We start from the raw sequence: 18603 nt of genomic DNA on the forward strand, positions 1-18603 counted from the left end.
GTACAAAGGGGAGAAGGATATGGACAGGCGTATTCAAAAATCGAGGCAAGCCATTATTGATGCTTTTATGAGGCTGATGTCAGAAAAGGAATTCGAGAGAATCACGATCAATCAAGTTGCGGAGGAAGCGAATGTCAATCGCGGAACGGTTTATTTGCATTTCGCTGACAAGTACGATCTACGCGATCAATGCATGGAAGCTCAAATTAACGAGTTACTGCGCAATTGTATGTCTGAAGATAATTTCTTTCATCTCCCTTCCAAAACCGCACTACTGCGCACGTTTGAATATTTGGAGCAGCATGCTTCATTCTACTCTAGAATGCTAACAAACAAGGGAAGTACGGTTTTTCGGAACCAAATGGAGACCATGTTTCGGCAAAGTCTGAGCGAGCATCTGGATTCGATCAACCTCGATCAGGAAATGAACAGGGACATTACGGTGCAATTTTTAATTTCAGCAGCGGTGGGGGTAGTGGAATGGTGGATTACCCGTTCGATGCCATATCCGGCATCGGTCATGGTTGAACAATTTTGGAATTTGCTGAACTGTGGTGTCGAGGGACACGAACGAACATCGTCCATATGAGCCTCTAATTTAGAGGCTTTATACACAAACGTTATCAGAAATTCTTGAATTACTAAAACATAATAATAAGATCTCAAAAGTACTAAAAGCTATAGTATAAAGAACGCGAAAGAACTGGAGGTCACTTTATGAATATACTCTTTGCCAATTATGGGATTAATATAATTCGAAGAGATGGGGGAATATTCATTATTTTTGATGCTGGTGGAATAGTGGTTCAAATGATAGAAATAGAAATAACAGAAGAAGAGTCACTAAAAGCTCAGAAAAGTGAAAGAGATGCATATGAACTAATAATCAAACTACAAAATGAAAAAAGACCATATAAGAAAATTCGCTGATAAAAAAATTTGCAGATTGATTTTGAATGCATAGTGAAGAAGTTCGGTAACTTCTGATAACATAATATTCAAGCATCGAATCCTCACGGAGCTTTGGCCTGCTGGGATGGAATTCGGGGAGGCATTTTACCAAACTACCCCTTTGGGGTTCATGAATACGGGAAGGTTAGACGAAACCTGTGCAAGGAAATAATAAAAAGACAATGGAGGTATGTTTGGTGCTGACATTAGAAAAAGCTAGAAAAAATGATGCACAAAAACTTGCTGAAATACAAAAGGCCAGTTTTGAGGATGATTCAAAGCATTTTAAGAATAACGAAACCGTTGGGCCAACAGGATATGACTCCATAAGTTGGCAAGAAGAGATGATGCAAAATTGCGAATATTTCAAGGTACTCTTTAATGGAGAAATAATCGGGGGAGCAATGATATTCGTAGAATGTAATCAAGTGCATAATCTAGGAAGAATCTTTATTGATCCAAATTTTAAAAATCAAGGAATCGGAACGAAGGTGATGGAGAAAATTGAAAGTAAATTTCCAGACAGCACTGAATGGTGGCTGGATACTCCTAGCTGGAGTGTGAAGAATCATCACTTCTATTCAAAGTGTGGGTTTACTAAAGTTAGAGAAGAAGGTGACTTATACATTTTTAAAAAGACTTTATAAACTTATGTAATGTACAAACGTTATGAGACATCAGTGCTAAGTGTTACCAAGAAGATATTCAATGAGAAGAGTGAAGGGAGGATTTACAATGAAGATTGATTTTGCGATTGAATCAGATTATGAGTATATCTCGTTAAGAGACAAGCACATACATAAGACACTGATAAGACCAAAAATAAAAGAAAATGAAATTCTAATAATTAGAGAATCCAATCAAGAAATAGGTTGGATGAGATACGGATTTTTTTGGGACAACACACCATTTATGAATATGATATGGATAGATGAGGAGTATAGAGGAACAGGTATTGGTAAAAAAGTTGTCCACTATTGGGAAGAATTAATGAAACAAAAAAGATTTGAAATGGTCATGACCTCAACACTCTCAAATGAAGAAGCTCAACATTTTTATAGAAAGCTTGGATATAGAGATGCTGGATGTTTAATGCTTGAGAACGAACCTCTGGAAATAATACTGACAAAGGAGTTGAACAAAAATTGACGTTGAGTAAATCATGGAAGGCACTGACATCTGACAACATAATATTCAGGCTGCGGCTCCAATGGAGCCTAGGTCTGGTTGGATTTCGAGAAGGCATTTCAGCAGACAACCCCTGACGGAGCTCATGAATACAAGCGTTATAGAAAAGGGACGCAAACCATAAAAAGAAGGTGTTTAAGTTGTTTGGTTTATTTAAGCAGAAGAAAATAATATTTGAAGATCAACTAAACAAACTTTCTGAATTGGGCATCTTCATGAGTGCAGATTTAAAGAAAGAATTACTTTTGGAAGAATTTTCGAGAAATGAATATGAAGAAGATCCCTACAACTTGCTACTACTTACTTTAGGTGGAGAAGTTGAAGTGAATGGTGAATTTATAAATGTATCTGAGGAAATTTGGTATTTAGATACTGAATGTATTGAGGACCATGGAGACTATGCAAGAATAATAATACGATTAGAGAATATGACAAAACTTAATTTAAATAATATAACGGATTACGTAGATATTCAGAATGATACTGCATGGGTCTCTTTTGAATATATGAATGAACTTATCAGATGGGAAATGAAAGTAGATGATGATTGGTTGGATATGGAGATATTCAAGAAATTTAACGAACTAATAAAGACTGAACAATCCATGGAATTGTATATTTCAATTTTAGATCAAGGTTGCCTAATGGGCTATTTTAATAAAGAACAAGTAATTGAAATAAATAAATTAACAAAATATAAATTTGAAGAATATTAGTAAGTATATCAGTAGGCGTCCCTATCCTATAACAACATATTCAACGCTGTGCGGCTATGACTTCTTGGTCCGGACCGAAGTTTAAAGTAGCGGTTTCGAAGAAGTAGATTCATTAGCAGGAGAGTATATTCAGCCGGATAACCCTTTACTGCCTAACTGCGTCGCAGCCGCTCCTTTCGGTTGGTTGAGGCAGTGAAGGCCGTGAATACATGACGTTATATGACAGTATGATGAATAACTCTCAAGGAGATGCTTCATAGATGACAAACAATGATTATAAAATTCAAGTCGAAAAAGAACATGGGAAAATACTTAAAGAAATAATGTATTTTGAAAGTAGTCCAAAGTACCGTCATATAACATCATATTCAAGCAGCGGCTACTGACGGAGCCTTGGTCTGATAGGTCGATTTCGAAGAGGAATTTCAGCAGACACCCCCTTTGGGGTTCATGAATACAGGAACGTTATGCGAAACCTCAGTAAATTAAATACGGTATGGAAGTGAATTGATGGAGGGACCAATCATAACTTGTATGAGTATAGGCGTTTATGCTCATGCACTTACAAGAGGCAATAAATACATCGTAAAAAAAGAAGATAGGGACAAGTATAGAATTATTGGAAACCATGGAAAAGCAGTTTGGATATCAAAAGCTCATTTTATTGAAGGAAATATAGAAGTGCCTTTTTTAGAAAGATGGAAGTTTGATGATGATCCAAAGGAATTTGATTTGGTGGAGGTGACCCTTACTTTTTCGGATGGAAGTGAACGTTGGAGTTTGGTGACAACCCCTCAAAAATTAGTAAATCACTTTAAAAAAGAAATGGAACCACCAGGCTTTAATATTAAACATCTAATTATAACGAAAACAATGGACCACGACGATATTGAAAAAACATTGAAATATTTAGAGGTAAATGATGAATTAACAGAAGCAAGCCAATCTTTGGAACGTTGATTCGGAGAGGATGGAGGAATTGCATAACATAATATTCAAGCTACGGCTCTTATGGAAAATATAGAAACGTTAGGTGAAACCTTTGAGAATCTAGAAATGAGGTAACTTCAATGATACAATACAGAATCCGACCAATAATAGAAGATGATGTGTTTTTTTTATGGGAGATGTTATATGAATCATTATTTGTCCCAGAAGGTCAAGAGCCATTCGATAAAGCGATAATAAAAGACCCTTATATATCAAAGTATATTGAAGGTTGGGGAAGAGAGGGGGATTTTGGATTTATAGCAATGAACCATGAGGGTGAACCCGTCGGATCAATAACAGTTCGATATTTTAACGAGGATAATAAGGGATTTGGATTTATTGATAATGATGTACCCGAACTAGGAATGGCTTTGTTAAAAGAATACAGGGGGAGGAAAATCGGAATGGCCTTAATGGATGAATTATTTAAAGAAGCTAGGAAGAGGAATATAAAAAAATTATCCCTCAGTGTTGATCCGAGCAATGCAGCGGCAATGAAACTCTACGAGAGATTCGGATTTAAAGAAGTTGGGAAAGTTGATTCATCAATCACGATGGTTGTTGATTTGAGAAGTTAAAATACAGTAGTAATAGGGATTATTTTAAGGAACTCAAAAGAGATCAAGGGTATCGCCTAACATCATATTCAAGCAGCGGCTCCTTACGGAGTATGGGTCTGCGAGGTGGATTTCGGAGAGGAATTTCAGCAGACAACCCCTTAGGGGTTCATGAATGCAAGAACGTTAGCTGAAATATGACTAAAAAAACAAAAAGGAGCCAAAACAATGAGTGAATTTACTTCAGGAAGCTTATCACTATTGAAATATAAAGAAGCAATTCTTGAGCATGATCCTATATACGCGGAGGATTTAAATGACAAATGGTTTGTTTTCGTAACCAAAGATACAGAAGAAAGTGAAGAAATTCCAGAAAGTCTATTTCAAATTTCAGAAAAAATCCCAGTGTTATATTTTTATAATTTTGAAGATCACTGTTGGGGATACCGTGTAGTTTACAATTCACAAGAGATAGCAAGTCTTCATATATCATATGTGTTATTAGATACTTCAATTATTAAGCTTGCAGAAGAAAGATATCCAGAGGAAGATCACATTGAATTTTTATATGTCGACCCTAGAGGGGACAAAATCAGAACTGAATTAATTGAAGAAGTACTGAGATCTAATGAATACAATGAGAAAATAGCAAAACAGTTTACAAATTGCAATCTAAAAACATTTAGATTTTTTGAACTAGATAATGAGCGAATAAAACAATTAGACGATATTTTGAATAATAATTACTATACACAACTGGAATCTAAGCATCAGTTAGTAGAAGAGTTTAAAGAATTATTAAACATTGAGGAAATGAGCTGGATAGGATACGAGCAGATAGAATGAATGAAGAATAGAAGGTCGTAGTAGTTCTACTATGTATTTTTCTGCACCTAAACAATCCAAAACTCGGGAGTCAAGGGTTAAAAATGTATGCAGAAAATTCTCAATGGAGAGGGTTTAAATGATCGTTAAAAGTAATTCAGGCAAAGGCTAAATAAACGTATCAGAAGTGATAATTATTAAGAGAAAACAATAAAATGATAGGACACATTTATTTTAATCAAACCGTATCGTTTGAGTTTTTAACATGGGAAATAGGATACATATTCAACCCAAGATACTATGGAAATGGATATGCTACTGAGGCAAGTAGAAGAGTATTGCAATATGGATTTGAAGAGTTAAAGGCTCATCGGATTATTGCGATGTGTAATCCAGAAAACGCTTCATCGTTTGGAGCGCTTGTTGATGCGAAAAGAAGGTCACCATATCAAGAAAGCATTTTTTTATAAAACGGAAGAAGGACAACCCATTTGGCATAATGTATATCAATATGCGATTTTGGCAGATGAATGGCAAAGGAACAATGAATAATTTGAAAAAAGGAGTGTGAAACCATGAATGAGAAGTCGAGGTTACTAGAGGAGTTCAAAGAATGGATCCGTTTTGTTTCTGAGATTCGTGACATGGATTGGCAAATAACGATTGCTGAAGGTAAATGGTCAGTTCAGGATATCGTAAGTCATATACTGCTGTGGGATAAATACTTTTTTGAAGCAGCAATAAGTCCCATATTAAACAATACACCTTTGACATTAACACATATGGATTTTGAACAATTTAATCAGGATGCTATTGAATATGGAAAAACAAAAACGAAAGAAGAATTAATTAAAATGACTATTCAGTACCGTAACATGATATTGGAGAGTATAGAGAGTTTTGAAGACGATAAGTTTACTAAAGAATATGCTGACGGGAACTTTACTGTAATATCATATTTAAGAGATTTTATCTGGCATGATCAACATCATATCAGACAGATTGATGAGCTTAAAAGAAGAGCTATGTGAGTATATAGGCGGGTGAATCATATGGGGGATTATTGGAACAAAAGATTTACTGAAGAAGGGATGATTTGGGGTTGTGAACCAAGTCAAACTGTAACCCAAGCTATAGATTTGTTTAAACAGAATCATGTACATGATATTTTGGTTCCTGGTGCTGGATATGGAAGAAATACGAAGGCGTTCTCTTCTTATTTTCAGGTTGATGGAATTGAGATATCTAGTTCAGCTATAAATCTAGCAAAAGAATGGGACTTAAAAACGAATTTTATTCAAGAATCGGTATTAGAGTTTAGTACATGCCAAAGGTATGATGGAATATATTGTTATGATTTATTGCATTTATTTTTGTTAGAAGATCGAAAAAAACTGATACAGAATTGCGTGAAGCATTTGAAGGAATTGGGAGTAATGTATTTCACATGTTTTTCTGATTGTGATTTTAATAATGGTGTGGGTAGGGAAATTGAAGAAGGAACATATGAATACAAGAAAGGTAAATATGCTCACTTCTTTACTGAAGAAGATTTAAAAGGACATTTTAATGATTTGAATATATTAGAAACGGGTTCCATAAGAGAGACTCTGATATATGCAGAAAAACAACAGAAAAAATATGAATTAAGATATATATTTGTTCAAAAGATTGGATAGCTATTCTAAGAAGCAAGCAACTTCTACTACATCGAAGGCGCTGGGACGTTGTGAATATGGAAACGTTATATGAAAGACCGAAGGGAATAAAAAAATGAGAATGCAGGATAAACCGATAGTAAGTATTATAGGCTTGGGATTATTTAGTCTGACACTAGTGGTGCACATTTGTTTTAGATCAATAAAAACAATGGATGTAGGAATGGGTATATTATTGTCTCTAGTAAATGCCGTATTTTTAGTCTTTACATTGCTATGGGGAGTATTAGGTGCAGTAGAATTCTCAAGATTAATGAGTTGGAGAGAGAAAATAAAGAAAAGAGAAGTGAACGAAGAAGTAGATTTACATAAATACAAGAAAAAAATTAAAATATATCTATGTATAAACGTAATTTATTTATTACTAGTTATATGTCAACTCGGCTATGTTATTTATAGATGGGATGAGGTGAACGTATAGCACATAGAGCAATGCGATGCTATTCGAAGGCGAAATAAGTTCCAGTAATAACGTATTTTTGTACCGGCTATCATCTCAATCTGGCAGAAGAATTTCGGGAGAAGTGGAACCAGTCAGAAACTTACGCCAAATCGTCAGGACGTAGAAAAAAATCAGCTTTGGAATTCTGTATAAGGTCGCTTCACTCGGCTCAAGTTGATTTTTTGTGTACTTTTGAACAAAGCAAATACACTGCCGTAAGCCTAATCGCTTAGGACAGTGTATTTGTATTTAGAACCTGTATATCCGTTGAAAACTTTTTATTCCTCTCCGGTCGCCACCGGATTTTCCTTATAACTGATCCAGTCGCTCCAGCTTCCCGGATATAAACGGACCTTACTAAATCCAGCTTCATTCAGGGCCAGTACATTAGGACAGGCGGATACGCCGGAACCGCAGTACACGATAATTTCTGCGTTTGGATCAAGGTCAGCAAAGTGCTGCTGCAATTGTTCCGCATTTTTAAAGCTGCCTTTTTCGTCCAATACTTCTTTCCAAAAGAAATTCACCGCACCTGGGATATGCCCCGCTGCTTGATCAATGGGCTCCTCCAGCCCCAGGTAGCGAGGCCGCTCTCTCGAATCAATCAATATGGAAGAGCCACCAGGAAGCGAATCTTTGGATACACGGTGCACCTCTTGCATACTTGTGAGCATTTGCGGCTGTACATTCGGTGTGAATGTACTTGGAATGCGAATCGGCTGGTCTGACGTCACCGGGAACTTCGCTTCTTTCCAAGCGCTGTAGCCTTCTTCCAGCACATATACCTGCTCATGCCCGAGATAGCGCAGGAGCCACCAGAAGCGGGAAGCCATCATACCGCCTTGATCATCATAAGCGACGATGCGTGAAGATGCGTTGATCCCGGCACGACTCAGACGTGCGGCAAGTGTATCCACATTAGGTAATGGATGGCGACCACCATGCTCACCAAGAGGAGCGGTAAGGTCTTCTTCCAAATCGAAGTGAACTGCCCCTGGAATATGGTCTTCATTAAATTGAGTCCGTCCAGCCCCGGCTTGTCCGAGCAGGGAACGGCAGTCGGCAATGATCATGTCCGGCTCATACAATCGGGCCAGCAGCCAGCGTTTGGATACGATGGATTTCATAGAGGATTCCGCCTTCCTTTATTTAACAGTAAATTTAATCCATTGAGTATGGTTTATGAAAATGGGGTAAATAAGTTAAGAGCTGGCCTTCAAGGGATGCTCAGTGTCGGGCAACTCACTTTGGTGGATGACTTTCTTTTTAAAATCCGCCCCGTATCGGATAAAAATCCATACCCCGAATAGGATAAAAAAGCCTGCACCAAATTGTAAGGCAGACAGCCTTTCACCGAGCAGCACCCAAGCTAGCAGGGAAGAAATAACAGGTTCGCCGAGTACCGCCATCGACACCGCAGTGGCGTTAATGTATTTGAGCAGCCAGTTAAACAGGTAATGTCCGAACAGCGTAGGCACAATGGCAAGCAGCAGGAATAGTCCCCATTCCCGTGGAGCGTATCCGGTAAAAGGAATGGCATTGACCATATTATACAGCGCAAGTGATGTGGCTGCGATGGCGAAAACCCAAAAATTATACACAAACGCGCTCAAATGCTCGCGTAGATGCTTGCCCATTAGCATATGGATGGACACGGCTACCATACCCAAGAAGGACAGTGCGTCCCCGAGCAGGGCTTGTCCCGAGACATGGAAGTCTCCAGCTCCGATGGCCAGTGAGCCGATAAAAGCCATACCCATTCCGATGAGCATAGCGCGATTCGTGCCCGTCCGGAAAAACAAAAAAGAACCGAGCATGACAAGGATCGGCTCCAATGTCATAATAACGGTAGAGCTTGCAACGGTGGTCAGTCGCAGTGAGCCCATCCAGAGCAAAAAATGCAGCCCCAGCGCAATACCGGACCAGAGGATCAGCATCCACTGCTTGCGGGTCAGGCTAAACAGATCAGTGCGGTACTTCCAGACCAAAGGCAGCATGATCAGATTGGTTAGGTACAAACGGTACATAGCGATGACGGACACCTCGGCTTCAGACCATCTTACGAAGATCGAGGAGAACGAAATAGCGATAATACCTATGATGTACAATAACTCAAAGGAAAACGACGGTTTGTGTGCTTGATTCATGTGGCAGCTCCATCCGTATGGAAGAAAGTAAATACGTCTATGTTCCTTCCAAGCGGTATCTCGAAAAATAGGTTTAATACAGCCCATTATACCGTACCTGACATTCCCGTGGTATTAGGATTTTGCAAAATCCTGAGAATATTATAAACGGGAGCAGGAGGTAGGATTTTAAGTGAGATGCTGCGTAGAACTTTTGCTGCACAAGCTCGTCTATCATATGTGGAGGTGGATTTTATGAAAAAACAAAACACATTTTCAATCATACTACTGACTGTAGTGGCAGTGCTGGCTCTGTCAGCCTGTGGAACGAAACCGCAAACCAATAACAACGCACCTCAAGGGGCAGACCAACCGCAAACGCAACAGCAGCCGCAAGTTAAACCGGAGCCAGTCGCTGAGCCGGAGGTTAAAAAAGGCACAGGTGTATACAATGGAGCTGCTGACCCGCATACGGTAGAGATTGAAACCAATGGCGAAGCCCAATCCTTCCAATTGGGGGAGGGACTGGACACGGTAATAGCTGGACTTAAAGAAGGCGATACAGTGGCGTTTGAATACAACGAAAAAGCAGTAGAGGGCGACGCGACGGCGAAGCAACTGACTTTAACGAAAATACAAAAAACAGAGGCTGCAACAGATGGCAATCAAAACGGAAGTTCTGGTCAAGCAGTAGGCGGAGAACGCTCGAAGACTCAAACTTTTGAGCTTACCCTTGAAGGAAAAAAGGAAAAGCAGACAGCAACATTGGCAAAAGGAGAGGGATATTCACTGTATGTGTTTGATCCGATGTCCCTGTTTCCCGATCAAAACCGTGTTGCCTTGGCTGTAGATGATAACTATTATGCTGAAATTACGAAGCTGCCCTCCGACTTTAATCTGGATGAGCTTCAAAAAGAAGGCGAAAAGGATCTAGCTTCCATCGGCAAGGTGCAAAAGCTGGACAAAGCAGCCGTACCTCAAGCGCTGTCCAGTAGCCGTCTGTTCTTACAAGCGAGCGGTTCGAAGATGACACAGCAATATATTGTTGTAGAAAATAAAACAGGCGGTTTCATCGTGAAAGTGAACATTCCACAAGGTGAACCTGCTGAAGGATTCGAATCCTTCATTTATACATCGCTGGAGAGCCTGCAAGCTAATAAATAACCCTACTTTGATGTGAGATGGTCGGCGACTTACAATTATGAATTTAAGGCAGTCATGCCACTGGAAATTGTTATTTTAAGGGCTAGGTTAGAGCTATAAGGGTCTAATCTATAATTGCGAGACCTGCACTTTTGTGCTATAAAGGATGAGAGAATAAGATCATTCCGGCTTGCGAAGTCGTATGAAGCGATGAAGGAGTTGTTAGATTTACTATGTCCATCGAAATGAATACACAAGAAGTCATCAACGTGATTAAAAACAGCAAGAAAAAGACGCCTGTTAAAGTATATGTAAAAGGAGCTTTGGCTTCCGCATCTTTTGGCGAGAATGTTCAAGCTTTTATTTCTGGAGACAGTGGTGTTGTATTTGGGGATTGGGCTGATATCAAGCCTGTACTGGATAGCGCAAACGCGAAAGAAGAAGACTATGTGGTGGAAAATGACCGCCGTAACTCTGCTGTTCCTATGCTCGATCTGAAAGGCATCAATGCCCGTATTGAGCCAGGCGCATATATTCGTGATATGGTTGGCATCGGTAACAACGCAGTCATCATGATGGGTGCAGTGATTAACATCGGCGTTACGATTGGTGAAGGCACGATGATTGATATGAATGCTGTGCTGGGCGGTCGTGTTAAAGTAGGTAACATGTGTCACATCGGTGCAGGCGTTGTCCTGGCGGGTGTCATTGAACCACCATCTGCACAGCCAGTTGTAGTAGAAGACGATGTATTGATCGGTGCAAACTCGGTTGTATTGGAAGGCGTGCGAATTGGTAAAGGTGCAGTTGTTGCAGCCGGAGCTGTCGTAACTGAAGATGTGCCTGAATACTCCGTAGTGGCGGGTACACCTGCACGTGTGATCAAACAGGTCGACGATAAGACCAAATCTAAAACTGAGATTTTGAAAGAACTGCGCGTTCTGTAAGAAGGCAAAAGTTTTTTAATGTACCAAAGGTGAACGATTCCTTGTCAGAAGCATGATGCACTGACAGCATAACTTAGGGACGAAGCACAACGGACAAGGCTCGGCGGCTGCGCCGGGCTTTTGTCCTTTTGTTCTTTTGCCAGATAAGAGCTGATGAGCTATAAAGAGGAGGCGTAGCAGCAATGAGTACGGTCGACTATCGTTCTTTTGTCCAAATACGAAGGGATTTACACCAAATTCCCGAACCGGGTTTTGAGGAATACAAAACACAACAATATTTGCTGGATTATTTGGAAACGCTCCCTCAGGAGCGGTTGGACATTCGTACATGGCGTACGGGCGTGTTAGTGTTCATTCATGGAACAGCTCCTGAACGCCGCTATGGATACCGTTGTGATATGGATGGTTTGCCGATTGAAGAAGAGACAGGGTACGATTTCCGTTCGACCCATCCCGGCTATATGCATGCTTGTGGACATGATTTACATATGACGATTGGATTGGGAATTGTTACTCACTTTGCAAGCCATCCGATTAAGGATGACCTGGTTGTGTTGTTTCAACCGGCTGAAGAAGGGCCGGGCGGAGCCTTGCCTATGCGGGACAGCACGGAGCTGGCAGATTGGATACCCGATGAAATTGTCGCGCTACATGTTGCACCTGAATATCCTGTTGGCACAATTGCGACTCGCCCGGGCATCCTATTTGCCAATACGTCGGAGCTTTTCATCGATCTGAAGGGTATGGGTGGGCATGCTGCGTATCCACACAAGGCGAATGATATGGTAGTGGCTGCTTGTCAGCTGGTGGGACAATTACAGACGGTTGTAGCCCGTAATGTGAATCCACTCGATGCAGCGGTCATTACCGTGGGTAAGGTTAGCGGAGGCACGAAGCAAAATATTATCGCGGAAACCGCCCGTTTGGAGGGTACGATCCGAACGTTGTCAGCCGATACGATGAAGCTGGTTAAATCACGGATTGAAGCACTAGTGCGCGGTGTGGAGGCTGGATTTGAATGTCATGCCGAGATTCATTATGGCTCCAATTATTTGCAAGTGTACAATGAAGCCAAGGTGACCGAGGAATTCATGAACTGGGTCCGTAATCGGCAAGATGTGCAGCTTATTGAATGCGGAGAAGCGATGACCGGAGAAGACTTCGGGTATTTTCTGGAGCGAATTCCCGGTCTGATGTTCTGGCTTGGTGTTGATACGCCTTATGGTTTGCATCATGCCAAGCTGGAGCCTGCGGAGGAAGCGATTGGTGTAGCCATTCGTGTGCTGACAGACTATTTTACCTGGAAGTCTCAAGGGTAAATGATACGCCCTGAATAAATAGGTTTAATGAAAAGAATGAAATGGAATGAAGTCGAATTTTTTGAAGGAGGGTGTTATGGGAGAGCAAACCATCATCCGATTTGAACGGGTGACCAAGCAATATGACAACGATCCCCCAGTGCTGGCGGACGTCAGCTTTGAGATTGAGCGTGGTAAATTTTATACACTGCTGGGGCCTTCCGGCTGTGGTAAAACGACGATTCTGCGTATGATTGCAGGTTTTGCGGAGCCGACAGAAGGCTCTATTTATTTAAATGGAAAACTCATTAATCGTGTTCCAGCCAATGAGCGGCAGGTCAATACGGTTTTTCAGGATTATGCGCTATTTCCGCATCTGAATGTGTTTGAAAATGTAGCTTTCGGCCTGCGAATCAAAAAGATGAACAAAAAGGACATTCAGGAGAAGGTGACACAGGCGTTGTCCTTTGTCAATCTGGAAGGCTACGGTGAGCGGGAAATTTCTGAGATGTCCGGTGGACAGCGTCAGCGTGTAGCGATCGCACGGGCTATCGTCAATGAACCTGATGTTCTCTTGTTGGATGAACCATTGTCTGCACTGGATTTAAAGCTGCGTACAGAAATGCAGTACATTTTGCGCGAAATGCAGCAGCGCCTTGGAATTACTTTTATTTTCGTTACGCATGATCAGGAGGAAGCACTGGCCATGTCGGACGAAATTTTTGTTATGAACAAAGGTAAGATTGAGCAGAGTGGTACGCCTAATGATATTTATGATGAGCCGATCAATCGGTTTGTTGCTGATTTCATCGGCGAATCCAACATTGTCCCAGGACGGATGATTGCAGATTATCGAGTGGAATTTAACGGTCGACAGTTTGAATGTGTCGACGGCGGATTACGTCCGAACGAGCCCATTGAAATTGTGATCCGGCCGGAGGACTTGGAGATTACGAATGTTGCTGAAGGCAAGCTGCGTGTGAAGGTAGATACCCAATTGTTCCGTGGTGTTCACTATGAAATAAGCTGCTATGATGATTCGGGTCAGGAGTGGCTCGTGCATTCTACCAAAAAGGCGGAGCTGGGCAGTGAAATCGGTCTGCGATTTGACCCGGAAGCGATCCATGTGATGCGGTTTGGGGAAACAGAAGAAGAATTTGATCGGCGTCTGGAAGCCTATGAAGAGGTGGATCAGCATGTCCGGTAATACAAGAGCAGCGTATCTGCTGCCTTACTATTTATGGATTGTGCTGTTCGTGGCAGCTCCGGTTGTACTTGTGTTTTACTATTCACTATTTGATGTGGATGGTCATCTCACATTCAGCAACTATGCTCAGTTTCTGACACCCGTTTATTTGAGCATGACGCTCAGCTCGTTTTGGTATGCATTTCTGATCACTGTATTTTCACTATTAGTTGCTTACCCGGCGGCATATTTGCTTACACGTACCAAACATAAGCAGCTGTGGCTGCTGCTCATTATTTTGCCGACCTGGATTAACTTGCTGCTCAAAACGTATGCTTTTATCGGGATATTTGGTACCTATGGCCCGGTGAATGCGGTGTTAGGTATGGTTGGGTTGGGAGGTCAGCAATTATTGTTTACCAGCTCCAGCTTTGTGTTTGTATCGGTTTATATTTTTGTGCCTTTTATGATTTTGCCCATCTATAACGCGCTGGAAGGGTTAAACCCTTCATTGCTGGATGCTGCCCGAGATTTGGGAGCCTCCAAGTGGACCGCGTTTCGTAGGGTTATTTTCCCGTTAACGCTTGCGGGTGTGCGATCCGGTTGCATGGCTGTGTTTATTCCAGCGTTGTCGCTGTTTATGATTACCCGCCTGATTGCAGGTAACCGTGTGATTACACTGGGGACGGCGATAGAGCAGCATTTTCTGGTTACTCAGGATTGGGGGATGGGCTCTACGGTTGCCGTGTTCCTGATTTTGGCGATGGGGATTATTATGCTGCTCACCTCGGGAACGAAACGGAGGGTGCGGCATGGTAAATAAAAATCGATTCGGGAATATTTATTTGGTGATTGTTTTTCTCGTGTTGTACGCACCTATTTTGTATTTGATGTACTATTCCTTCAACAGTGGCGGGACGATGCATGAGTTTGAAGGTTTTACCCTTCAATATTACAAAGAGGTGTTTGCAGACACTCGCTTGATCATTATTGTCATTAACACCTTGGTGATTGCTTTGCTGTCGTCTGCGTTGGCTACGATTATTGGCATCATGGGTGCGCTGGCTATTCATCAGATGCAAAACCGTCGAGTCAAAAATACGCTGCTATCGCTCAATAATGTATTGATCGTGAACCCGGACGTCATTATAGGCGCTTCCTTCCTCATTTTGTTCACGATGGTCGGGATTAAGCTGGGTTTCTACTCCGTTTTATTATCCCATATTGCATTTAGTGTGCCGATTGCGGTCATTATGATTTTGCCGCGGTTGCAGGAAATGAGCCCATCTCTGGTCGATGCCGCGCATGATTTGGGTGCCAGCCGAATGGATGTGCTGACCAAGGTGATTCTACCCTTTATCAAGCCAGGGATTTATGCGGGCTTCTTTATGGCGTTAACGTACTCGCTGGATGATTTTGCGGTGACCTTTTTTGTGACAGGCAGTGGCTATTCGACCTTATCGGTGGAAATATACTCACGTGCCCGGCAAGGGGTTTCCCTGTCCATCAATGCGCTATCCACGCTCATTTTCCTATTTACTGTGCTGCTGGTGGTGGGTTACTACTTTATTATGCGCAAGGCGAATCGTAATGGTAAAAAAGAGCCTGCGGCAGAAATGGGGGTGCCTAGATGAAGTCACTTGTGCGCGTGTTTCTGTCGATTTTCATCATCTCGTTTGGGCTGATGGGGGTGGCCGCATGGTTGAATTCCAGTCAAGGCTACTCCGGTGGTAACACACTGACGGTGTACAACTGGGGAGACTACATTGATCCTGAGCTGCTGGAACGGTTTCAAAAGGAGACGGGGATTACCGTCATTTATCAGACCTTTGACTCCAATGAGGCGATGCTGACGAAAATCGAGCAGGGAGGAACTTCGTTTGATGTAGCGGTTCCCTCGGAATATGCTTTGGCTAAAATGAAGCAGGAGCACTTGTTGCTCCCGTTGGACCACAGCAAGCTGCCGAATTTGAAGCATGTGGATTCTCATTTTCTAAACCTTTCGTTCGACCCGAATAATGAATACTCAGTGCCGTATTTTTGGGGTACAGTCGGGATTGTGTTTAACCCAGAGCTGACGAAAGGCATTGATTTTCATAGCTGGAACGGTCTGTGGAATCCAAAGCTGCGTAATAATCTACTGTTGGTTGATGGTGCGAGGGAAGTCGTAGGGATGTCACTGAACAGCCTTCACTATTCCTTGAACGATACGAATGAGGCACATTTGCAGCAGGCTTTGACGAAGTTGGAGAAATTAGCGCCCAATGTCAAAGCGGTTGTCGGTGACGAGATTAAAATGCTGCTGGCAAACGAGGAAGCCGCTGCTGGGGTTGTATGGTCCGGTGATGCGTCTGAAATCATGGATGAGAACGAGAAGCTCGATTACATCGTGCCAGATGAAGGCTCCAACTTGTGGTTTGATAATATGGTTATTCCAAAAACCGCTACCCATGTGGATGCGGCCCATAAGTTCATCAATTTCATGATGCAGCCCGATGTAGCCGCTCAAAATGCCGAATTTGTAGGATACTCCACACCCAACGAGGATGGAAAGAAGTTGTTGCCTGAAGATATCTCTGGTGACGAGCGTTTTTACCCTCCGTCCGAAATTACAGACAAGCTGGAAGTATACAACAATCTAGGCAAGCGCATGCTCGCTCATTACAATGAATTGTTCCTGCAATTCAAAATGCATTTAAAGTAGGGGAGTGGCGTTGGGATTAGGGGTTGGTGCTTTAGAGGTCGCTGCGGTGGCGGATGGTGCTTACCATCGCTGTTAAATTCCGATTTTTATGATTTGAAGTATAAAGGTTAAAATTGGAATTTAAAGGCGACCGCTTCGCTTGTCCAGCACCATTCCGCCCCCTCCGCTGCGCCGTGCTTAAAGCTAGTCACCCATGAATCCCTACGCCGATAGCCGTGGGAGTAGTGGAAGAGCGAAAAGGCCTCTGAGCCACCCGTAGGGGTGGCACAGAGGCCTTTTTTATGTTTACTCACCGTGCGAGGCGGGTGAGTATTGTACTTCCGCTCCCCTTACTCTATACACATGTTAGCGGAATGGGGGACTTTAAGGCGGGTAGTGAGCGAAGTGGGCCATTTGAATCTGGAGAAGCGGTAGCGTTCGCCTTTGCTGTGGGATTCTTACCTATAAATGTTTTATCCAATCCAAGCATCCCCCAGCAACAGCGATCGGAAGATCAAATGGACTGTGTAGCGCCTCTCCCACCTTAACTCCTCACAATTCCCCTAACAAACCTCTCTATTTTATCCAACCCTTGCTCCAGCACATCCTGTCCGTAAGCATAGGACAAGCGAATGTATCCTTCGCCATAGGAAGAAAAAGCATCTCCAGGTACGACAGCCACTCCATGCTCTTCCAGCAGCTTCAAGGTAAAATCCATCGAGCTTAATCCAAAATGGGCGATAGAAGGGAAAAGGTAAAAGGCTCCTTCGGGTTTCTCCAGCGGGATACCCATGTCTGTCAGCCTACCATGTACATAATCACGACGCTTGCGGTATTCCTCACGCATCGGGAGTGCATCATCGACACCAACAGTCAAGGCTTCCAGGGCAGCATATTGGCTAATCGAGCTAGCACAGGTTACGTTGTACTGATGGACTTTGACCATGTGCTGTGTAATTTCAGTGGGTGCAAGTGTAAAACCAATGCGCCATCCCGTCATGGAATGTGATTTGGACAGACCGTTAATGACGATGGTGCGCTCCCGCATACCTGGTAGATCTGCAATGGACACGTGGGGTGTTTCGTAAATAAGTTCACTGTATATTTCATCCGAAATGATAAACAGATCGCGCTCCTTCAGTAAATCCGCGACCGCTTCCAGTTCTTCACGACTCATTACTCGTCCGGTTGGATTCGAAGGATATCCGAGAATGACTGCTTTTGTCCGTTCGGTCAGATAAGGCTCCAGCACCTCGGCCGTGAGCTTGAAGCCGCTGTTGCGGGTGTCAGCAAACACTGGAATGCCGCCTGACAAGCGGATCAATGGCTCGTACCCTGGGTAGATCGGCACTGGCAGAATGACTTCATCGCCCGGTGACAAAATCGTGCGTAAGGTAATATCCAGCGCTTCACTGGCTCCGTTCGTTACGATCACCTCATCCTGTCCACGGTAATTCAGGCCGTATTTACGAGCTACAAACGCCGCTGCGGCTTCTCGTAATTCCGGCAGTCCCGGATTAGGTGTATAGGAGGTGCGTCCTTCGTTAATCGCCCGATGGGCAGCTTCCATAATATGCGCAGGGGTAGGGAAATCCGGTTGTCCGATCGTTAATGACAGGGTTCCGGGTAATGCTGCAACTTTGTTGGCGATTTTGCGGATGCCGCTGATTTGAATGTTTTTAACCTGATCGTTAAGCAAATGCTCCATAGCGTATGTGCCACCTTTTTCTGTATTAGAACAAGTTTACAATAATTTGATCTGAATATGCTACGGCAAGAAGAATTCATTTTACATAATTAAGGTACTAAATTGACTAATTTATGGTATCTTAA

Annotated in this window: 21 protein-coding genes and 1 pseudogene; 19 read left to right on the forward strand and 3 right to left on the reverse strand. The window is 42.5% G+C overall.

Annotated elements, in window-relative coordinates:
- Positions 1 to 19: 19 nt before the first annotated feature.
- The 12 genes and pseudogenes from NLX73_RS01460 to NLX73_RS01515 all read left to right on the forward strand — a co-directional run bounded on the left by NLX73_RS01460 (position 20) and on the right by NLX73_RS01515 (position 7366).
- Positions 20 to 589 carry a TetR/AcrR family transcriptional regulator gene (locus tag NLX73_RS01460; RefSeq protein ID WP_254325196.1) on the forward strand — a complete coding sequence of 190 codons (570 nt, stop codon included), beginning with the start codon at positions 20 to 22 and terminating at the stop codon, positions 587 to 589.
- 128 nt (positions 590 to 717) lie between these two features.
- Entirely contained in the window at positions 718 to 930 is a 213-nt protein-coding gene (locus NLX73_RS01465) for a hypothetical protein (protein WP_250260822.1), read from the forward strand.
- A gap of 218 nt (positions 931 to 1148) precedes the next feature.
- Positions 1149 to 1598, forward strand: coding sequence for a GNAT family N-acetyltransferase (locus tag NLX73_RS01470; RefSeq protein ID WP_250260823.1), 450 nt, complete (start codon positions 1149 to 1151; stop codon positions 1596 to 1598).
- An 88-nt stretch (positions 1599 to 1686) separates the two neighbouring features.
- On the forward strand, positions 1687 to 2100 hold the full coding sequence (locus NLX73_RS01475) for a GNAT family N-acetyltransferase (protein WP_250260824.1): 414 nt from the start codon (positions 1687 to 1689) through the stop codon (positions 2098 to 2100).
- 170 nt (positions 2101 to 2270) lie between these two features.
- Positions 2271 to 2855, forward strand: a complete 585-nt coding sequence (locus NLX73_RS01480) for a hypothetical protein (protein WP_250260825.1) — start codon at positions 2271 to 2273, stop codon at positions 2853 to 2855.
- Between the two features lie 510 nt (positions 2856 to 3365).
- Complete coding sequence (locus tag NLX73_RS01485; protein WP_250260826.1) at positions 3366 to 3815, forward strand: hypothetical protein; 450 nt, start codon at positions 3366 to 3368, stop codon at positions 3813 to 3815.
- Between the two features lie 110 nt (positions 3816 to 3925).
- Positions 3926 to 4423, forward strand: a complete 498-nt coding sequence (locus NLX73_RS01490) for a GNAT family N-acetyltransferase (RefSeq protein ID WP_076264712.1) — start codon at positions 3926 to 3928, stop codon at positions 4421 to 4423.
- Between the two features lie 207 nt (positions 4424 to 4630).
- Entirely contained in the window at positions 4631 to 5248 is a 618-nt protein-coding gene (locus NLX73_RS01495) for a hypothetical protein (RefSeq protein WP_104411475.1), read from the forward strand.
- A 191-nt stretch (positions 5249 to 5439) separates the two neighbouring features.
- Positions 5440 to 5697 (forward strand): annotated as a pseudogene (locus NLX73_RS01500) (GNAT family N-acetyltransferase); the annotation flags it as partial.
- Positions 5698 to 5802: 105 nt separating this feature from the next.
- On the forward strand, positions 5803 to 6258 hold the full coding sequence (locus tag NLX73_RS01505) for a DinB family protein (RefSeq protein ID WP_250260829.1): 456 nt from the start codon (positions 5803 to 5805) through the stop codon (positions 6256 to 6258).
- Positions 6259 to 6279: 21 nt separating this feature from the next.
- The gene (locus NLX73_RS01510) at positions 6280 to 6906 is read left to right on the forward strand and encodes a class I SAM-dependent methyltransferase (RefSeq protein WP_250260830.1); all 627 of its coding nucleotides are present in this window, start codon (positions 6280 to 6282) and stop codon (positions 6904 to 6906) included.
- A 94-nt stretch (positions 6907 to 7000) separates the two neighbouring features.
- Positions 7001 to 7366: a hypothetical protein gene (locus NLX73_RS01515; RefSeq protein WP_250260831.1), complete on the forward strand. Its 366-nt coding sequence runs from the start codon at positions 7001 to 7003 to the stop codon at positions 7364 to 7366.
- A 299-nt stretch (positions 7367 to 7665) separates the two neighbouring features.
- On the opposite strand, the gene NLX73_RS01520 is transcribed toward NLX73_RS01515, so the two are convergent.
- Together NLX73_RS01520 and NLX73_RS01525 are read right to left on the reverse strand one after the other, a co-directional pair.
- The gene (locus tag NLX73_RS01520) at positions 7666 to 8514 is read right to left on the reverse strand and encodes a sulfurtransferase (protein WP_254325197.1); all 849 of its coding nucleotides are present in this window, start codon (positions 8512 to 8514) and stop codon (positions 7666 to 7668) included.
- A 75-nt stretch (positions 8515 to 8589) separates the two neighbouring features.
- Positions 8590 to 9534 carry a DMT family transporter gene (locus tag NLX73_RS01525; protein ID WP_254325198.1) on the reverse strand — a complete coding sequence of 315 codons (945 nt, stop codon included), beginning with the start codon at positions 9532 to 9534 and terminating at the stop codon, positions 8590 to 8592.
- Positions 9535 to 9768: 234 nt separating this feature from the next.
- Between NLX73_RS01525 and NLX73_RS01530 the strand changes: the two genes are divergently transcribed.
- The 7 genes from NLX73_RS01530 (at position 9769) to NLX73_RS01560 (ending at position 16791) form a co-directional block, all read left to right on the forward strand.
- The gene (locus tag NLX73_RS01530; protein WP_254325199.1) at positions 9769 to 10677 is read left to right on the forward strand and encodes a hypothetical protein; all 909 of its coding nucleotides are present in this window, start codon (positions 9769 to 9771) and stop codon (positions 10675 to 10677) included.
- A gap of 212 nt (positions 10678 to 10889) precedes the next feature.
- On the forward strand, positions 10890 to 11603 hold the full coding sequence (gene dapD, locus NLX73_RS01535; RefSeq protein ID WP_013311259.1) for a 2,3,4,5-tetrahydropyridine-2,6-dicarboxylate N-acetyltransferase: 714 nt from the start codon (positions 10890 to 10892) through the stop codon (positions 11601 to 11603).
- A gap of 182 nt (positions 11604 to 11785) precedes the next feature.
- Positions 11786 to 12922: an N-acetyldiaminopimelate deacetylase gene (locus tag NLX73_RS01540; RefSeq protein ID WP_254325200.1), complete on the forward strand. Its 1137-nt coding sequence runs from the start codon at positions 11786 to 11788 to the stop codon at positions 12920 to 12922.
- 76 nt (positions 12923 to 12998) lie between these two features.
- A complete protein-coding gene (locus tag NLX73_RS01545) occupies positions 12999 to 14108 on the forward strand; it encodes an ABC transporter ATP-binding protein (RefSeq protein ID WP_254325201.1) in 1110 nt (369 codons plus the stop codon).
- Positions 14098 to 14910: an ABC transporter permease gene (locus NLX73_RS01550; RefSeq protein WP_254325202.1), complete on the forward strand. Its 813-nt coding sequence runs from the start codon at positions 14098 to 14100 to the stop codon at positions 14908 to 14910. The genes NLX73_RS01545 and NLX73_RS01550 overlap by 11 nt, the downstream gene beginning before the upstream one ends.
- The gene (locus tag NLX73_RS01555; RefSeq protein ID WP_254325203.1) at positions 14900 to 15721 is read left to right on the forward strand and encodes an ABC transporter permease; all 822 of its coding nucleotides are present in this window, start codon (positions 14900 to 14902) and stop codon (positions 15719 to 15721) included. Before NLX73_RS01550 ends, NLX73_RS01555 begins: the two co-directional genes overlap by 11 nt.
- Positions 15718 to 16791, forward strand: a complete 1074-nt coding sequence (locus tag NLX73_RS01560; protein ID WP_028542540.1) for an ABC transporter substrate-binding protein — start codon at positions 15718 to 15720, stop codon at positions 16789 to 16791. Before NLX73_RS01555 ends, NLX73_RS01560 begins: the two co-directional genes overlap by 4 nt.
- Positions 16792 to 17314: 523 nt before the next feature.
- Here the strand turns inward: NLX73_RS01560 and NLX73_RS01565 are convergent.
- Complete coding sequence (locus NLX73_RS01565) at positions 17315 to 18478, reverse strand: aminotransferase A (RefSeq protein WP_254325204.1); 1164 nt, start codon at positions 18476 to 18478, stop codon at positions 17315 to 17317.
- Positions 18479 to 18603 lie beyond the last annotated feature (125 nt).

Source organism: Paenibacillus sp. CH40 (assembly GCF_024213605.1).
Lineage (GTDB): Bacteria > Bacillota > Bacilli > Paenibacillales > Paenibacillaceae > Paenibacillus > Paenibacillus polymyxa_B.

Coding starts and splice junctions, on each gene's coding strand:
- NLX73_RS01460 (WP_254325196.1), top strand. CDS start 20: ATGGACAGGCGTATTCAAAAATCGAGGCAAGCCATTATTGATGCTTTT.
- NLX73_RS01465 (WP_250260822.1), top strand. CDS start 718: ATGAATATACTCTTTGCCAATTATGGGATTAATATAATTCGAAGAGAT.
- NLX73_RS01475 (WP_250260824.1), top strand. CDS start 1,687: ATGAAGATTGATTTTGCGATTGAATCAGATTATGAGTATATCTCGTTA.
- NLX73_RS01485 (WP_250260826.1), top strand. CDS start 3,366: ATGGAGGGACCAATCATAACTTGTATGAGTATAGGCGTTTATGCTCAT.
- NLX73_RS01490 (WP_076264712.1), top strand. CDS start 3,926: ATGATACAATACAGAATCCGACCAATAATAGAAGATGATGTGTTTTTT.
- NLX73_RS01495 (WP_104411475.1), top strand. CDS start 4,631: ATGAGTGAATTTACTTCAGGAAGCTTATCACTATTGAAATATAAAGAA.
- NLX73_RS01505 (WP_250260829.1), top strand. CDS start 5,803: ATGAATGAGAAGTCGAGGTTACTAGAGGAGTTCAAAGAATGGATCCGT.
- NLX73_RS01510 (WP_250260830.1), top strand. CDS start 6,280: ATGGGGGATTATTGGAACAAAAGATTTACTGAAGAAGGGATGATTTGG.
- NLX73_RS01515 (WP_250260831.1), top strand. CDS start 7,001: ATGAGAATGCAGGATAAACCGATAGTAAGTATTATAGGCTTGGGATTA.
- NLX73_RS01520 (WP_254325197.1), bottom strand. CDS start 8,514: ATGAAATCCATCGTATCCAAACGCTGGCTGCTGGCCCGATTGTATGAG.
- NLX73_RS01525 (WP_254325198.1), bottom strand. CDS start 9,534: ATGAATCAAGCACACAAACCGTCGTTTTCCTTTGAGTTATTGTACATC.
- NLX73_RS01530 (WP_254325199.1), top strand. CDS start 9,769: ATGAAAAAACAAAACACATTTTCAATCATACTACTGACTGTAGTGGCA.
- dapD (WP_013311259.1), top strand. CDS start 10,890: ATGTCCATCGAAATGAATACACAAGAAGTCATCAACGTGATTAAAAAC.
- NLX73_RS01540 (WP_254325200.1), top strand. CDS start 11,786: ATGAGTACGGTCGACTATCGTTCTTTTGTCCAAATACGAAGGGATTTA.
- NLX73_RS01545 (WP_254325201.1), top strand. CDS start 12,999: ATGGGAGAGCAAACCATCATCCGATTTGAACGGGTGACCAAGCAATAT.
- NLX73_RS01550 (WP_254325202.1), top strand. CDS start 14,098: ATGTCCGGTAATACAAGAGCAGCGTATCTGCTGCCTTACTATTTATGG.
- NLX73_RS01555 (WP_254325203.1), top strand. CDS start 14,900: ATGGTAAATAAAAATCGATTCGGGAATATTTATTTGGTGATTGTTTTT.
- NLX73_RS01560 (WP_028542540.1), top strand. CDS start 15,718: ATGAAGTCACTTGTGCGCGTGTTTCTGTCGATTTTCATCATCTCGTTT.
- NLX73_RS01565 (WP_254325204.1), bottom strand. CDS start 18,478: ATGGAGCATTTGCTTAACGATCAGGTTAAAAACATTCAAATCAGCGGC.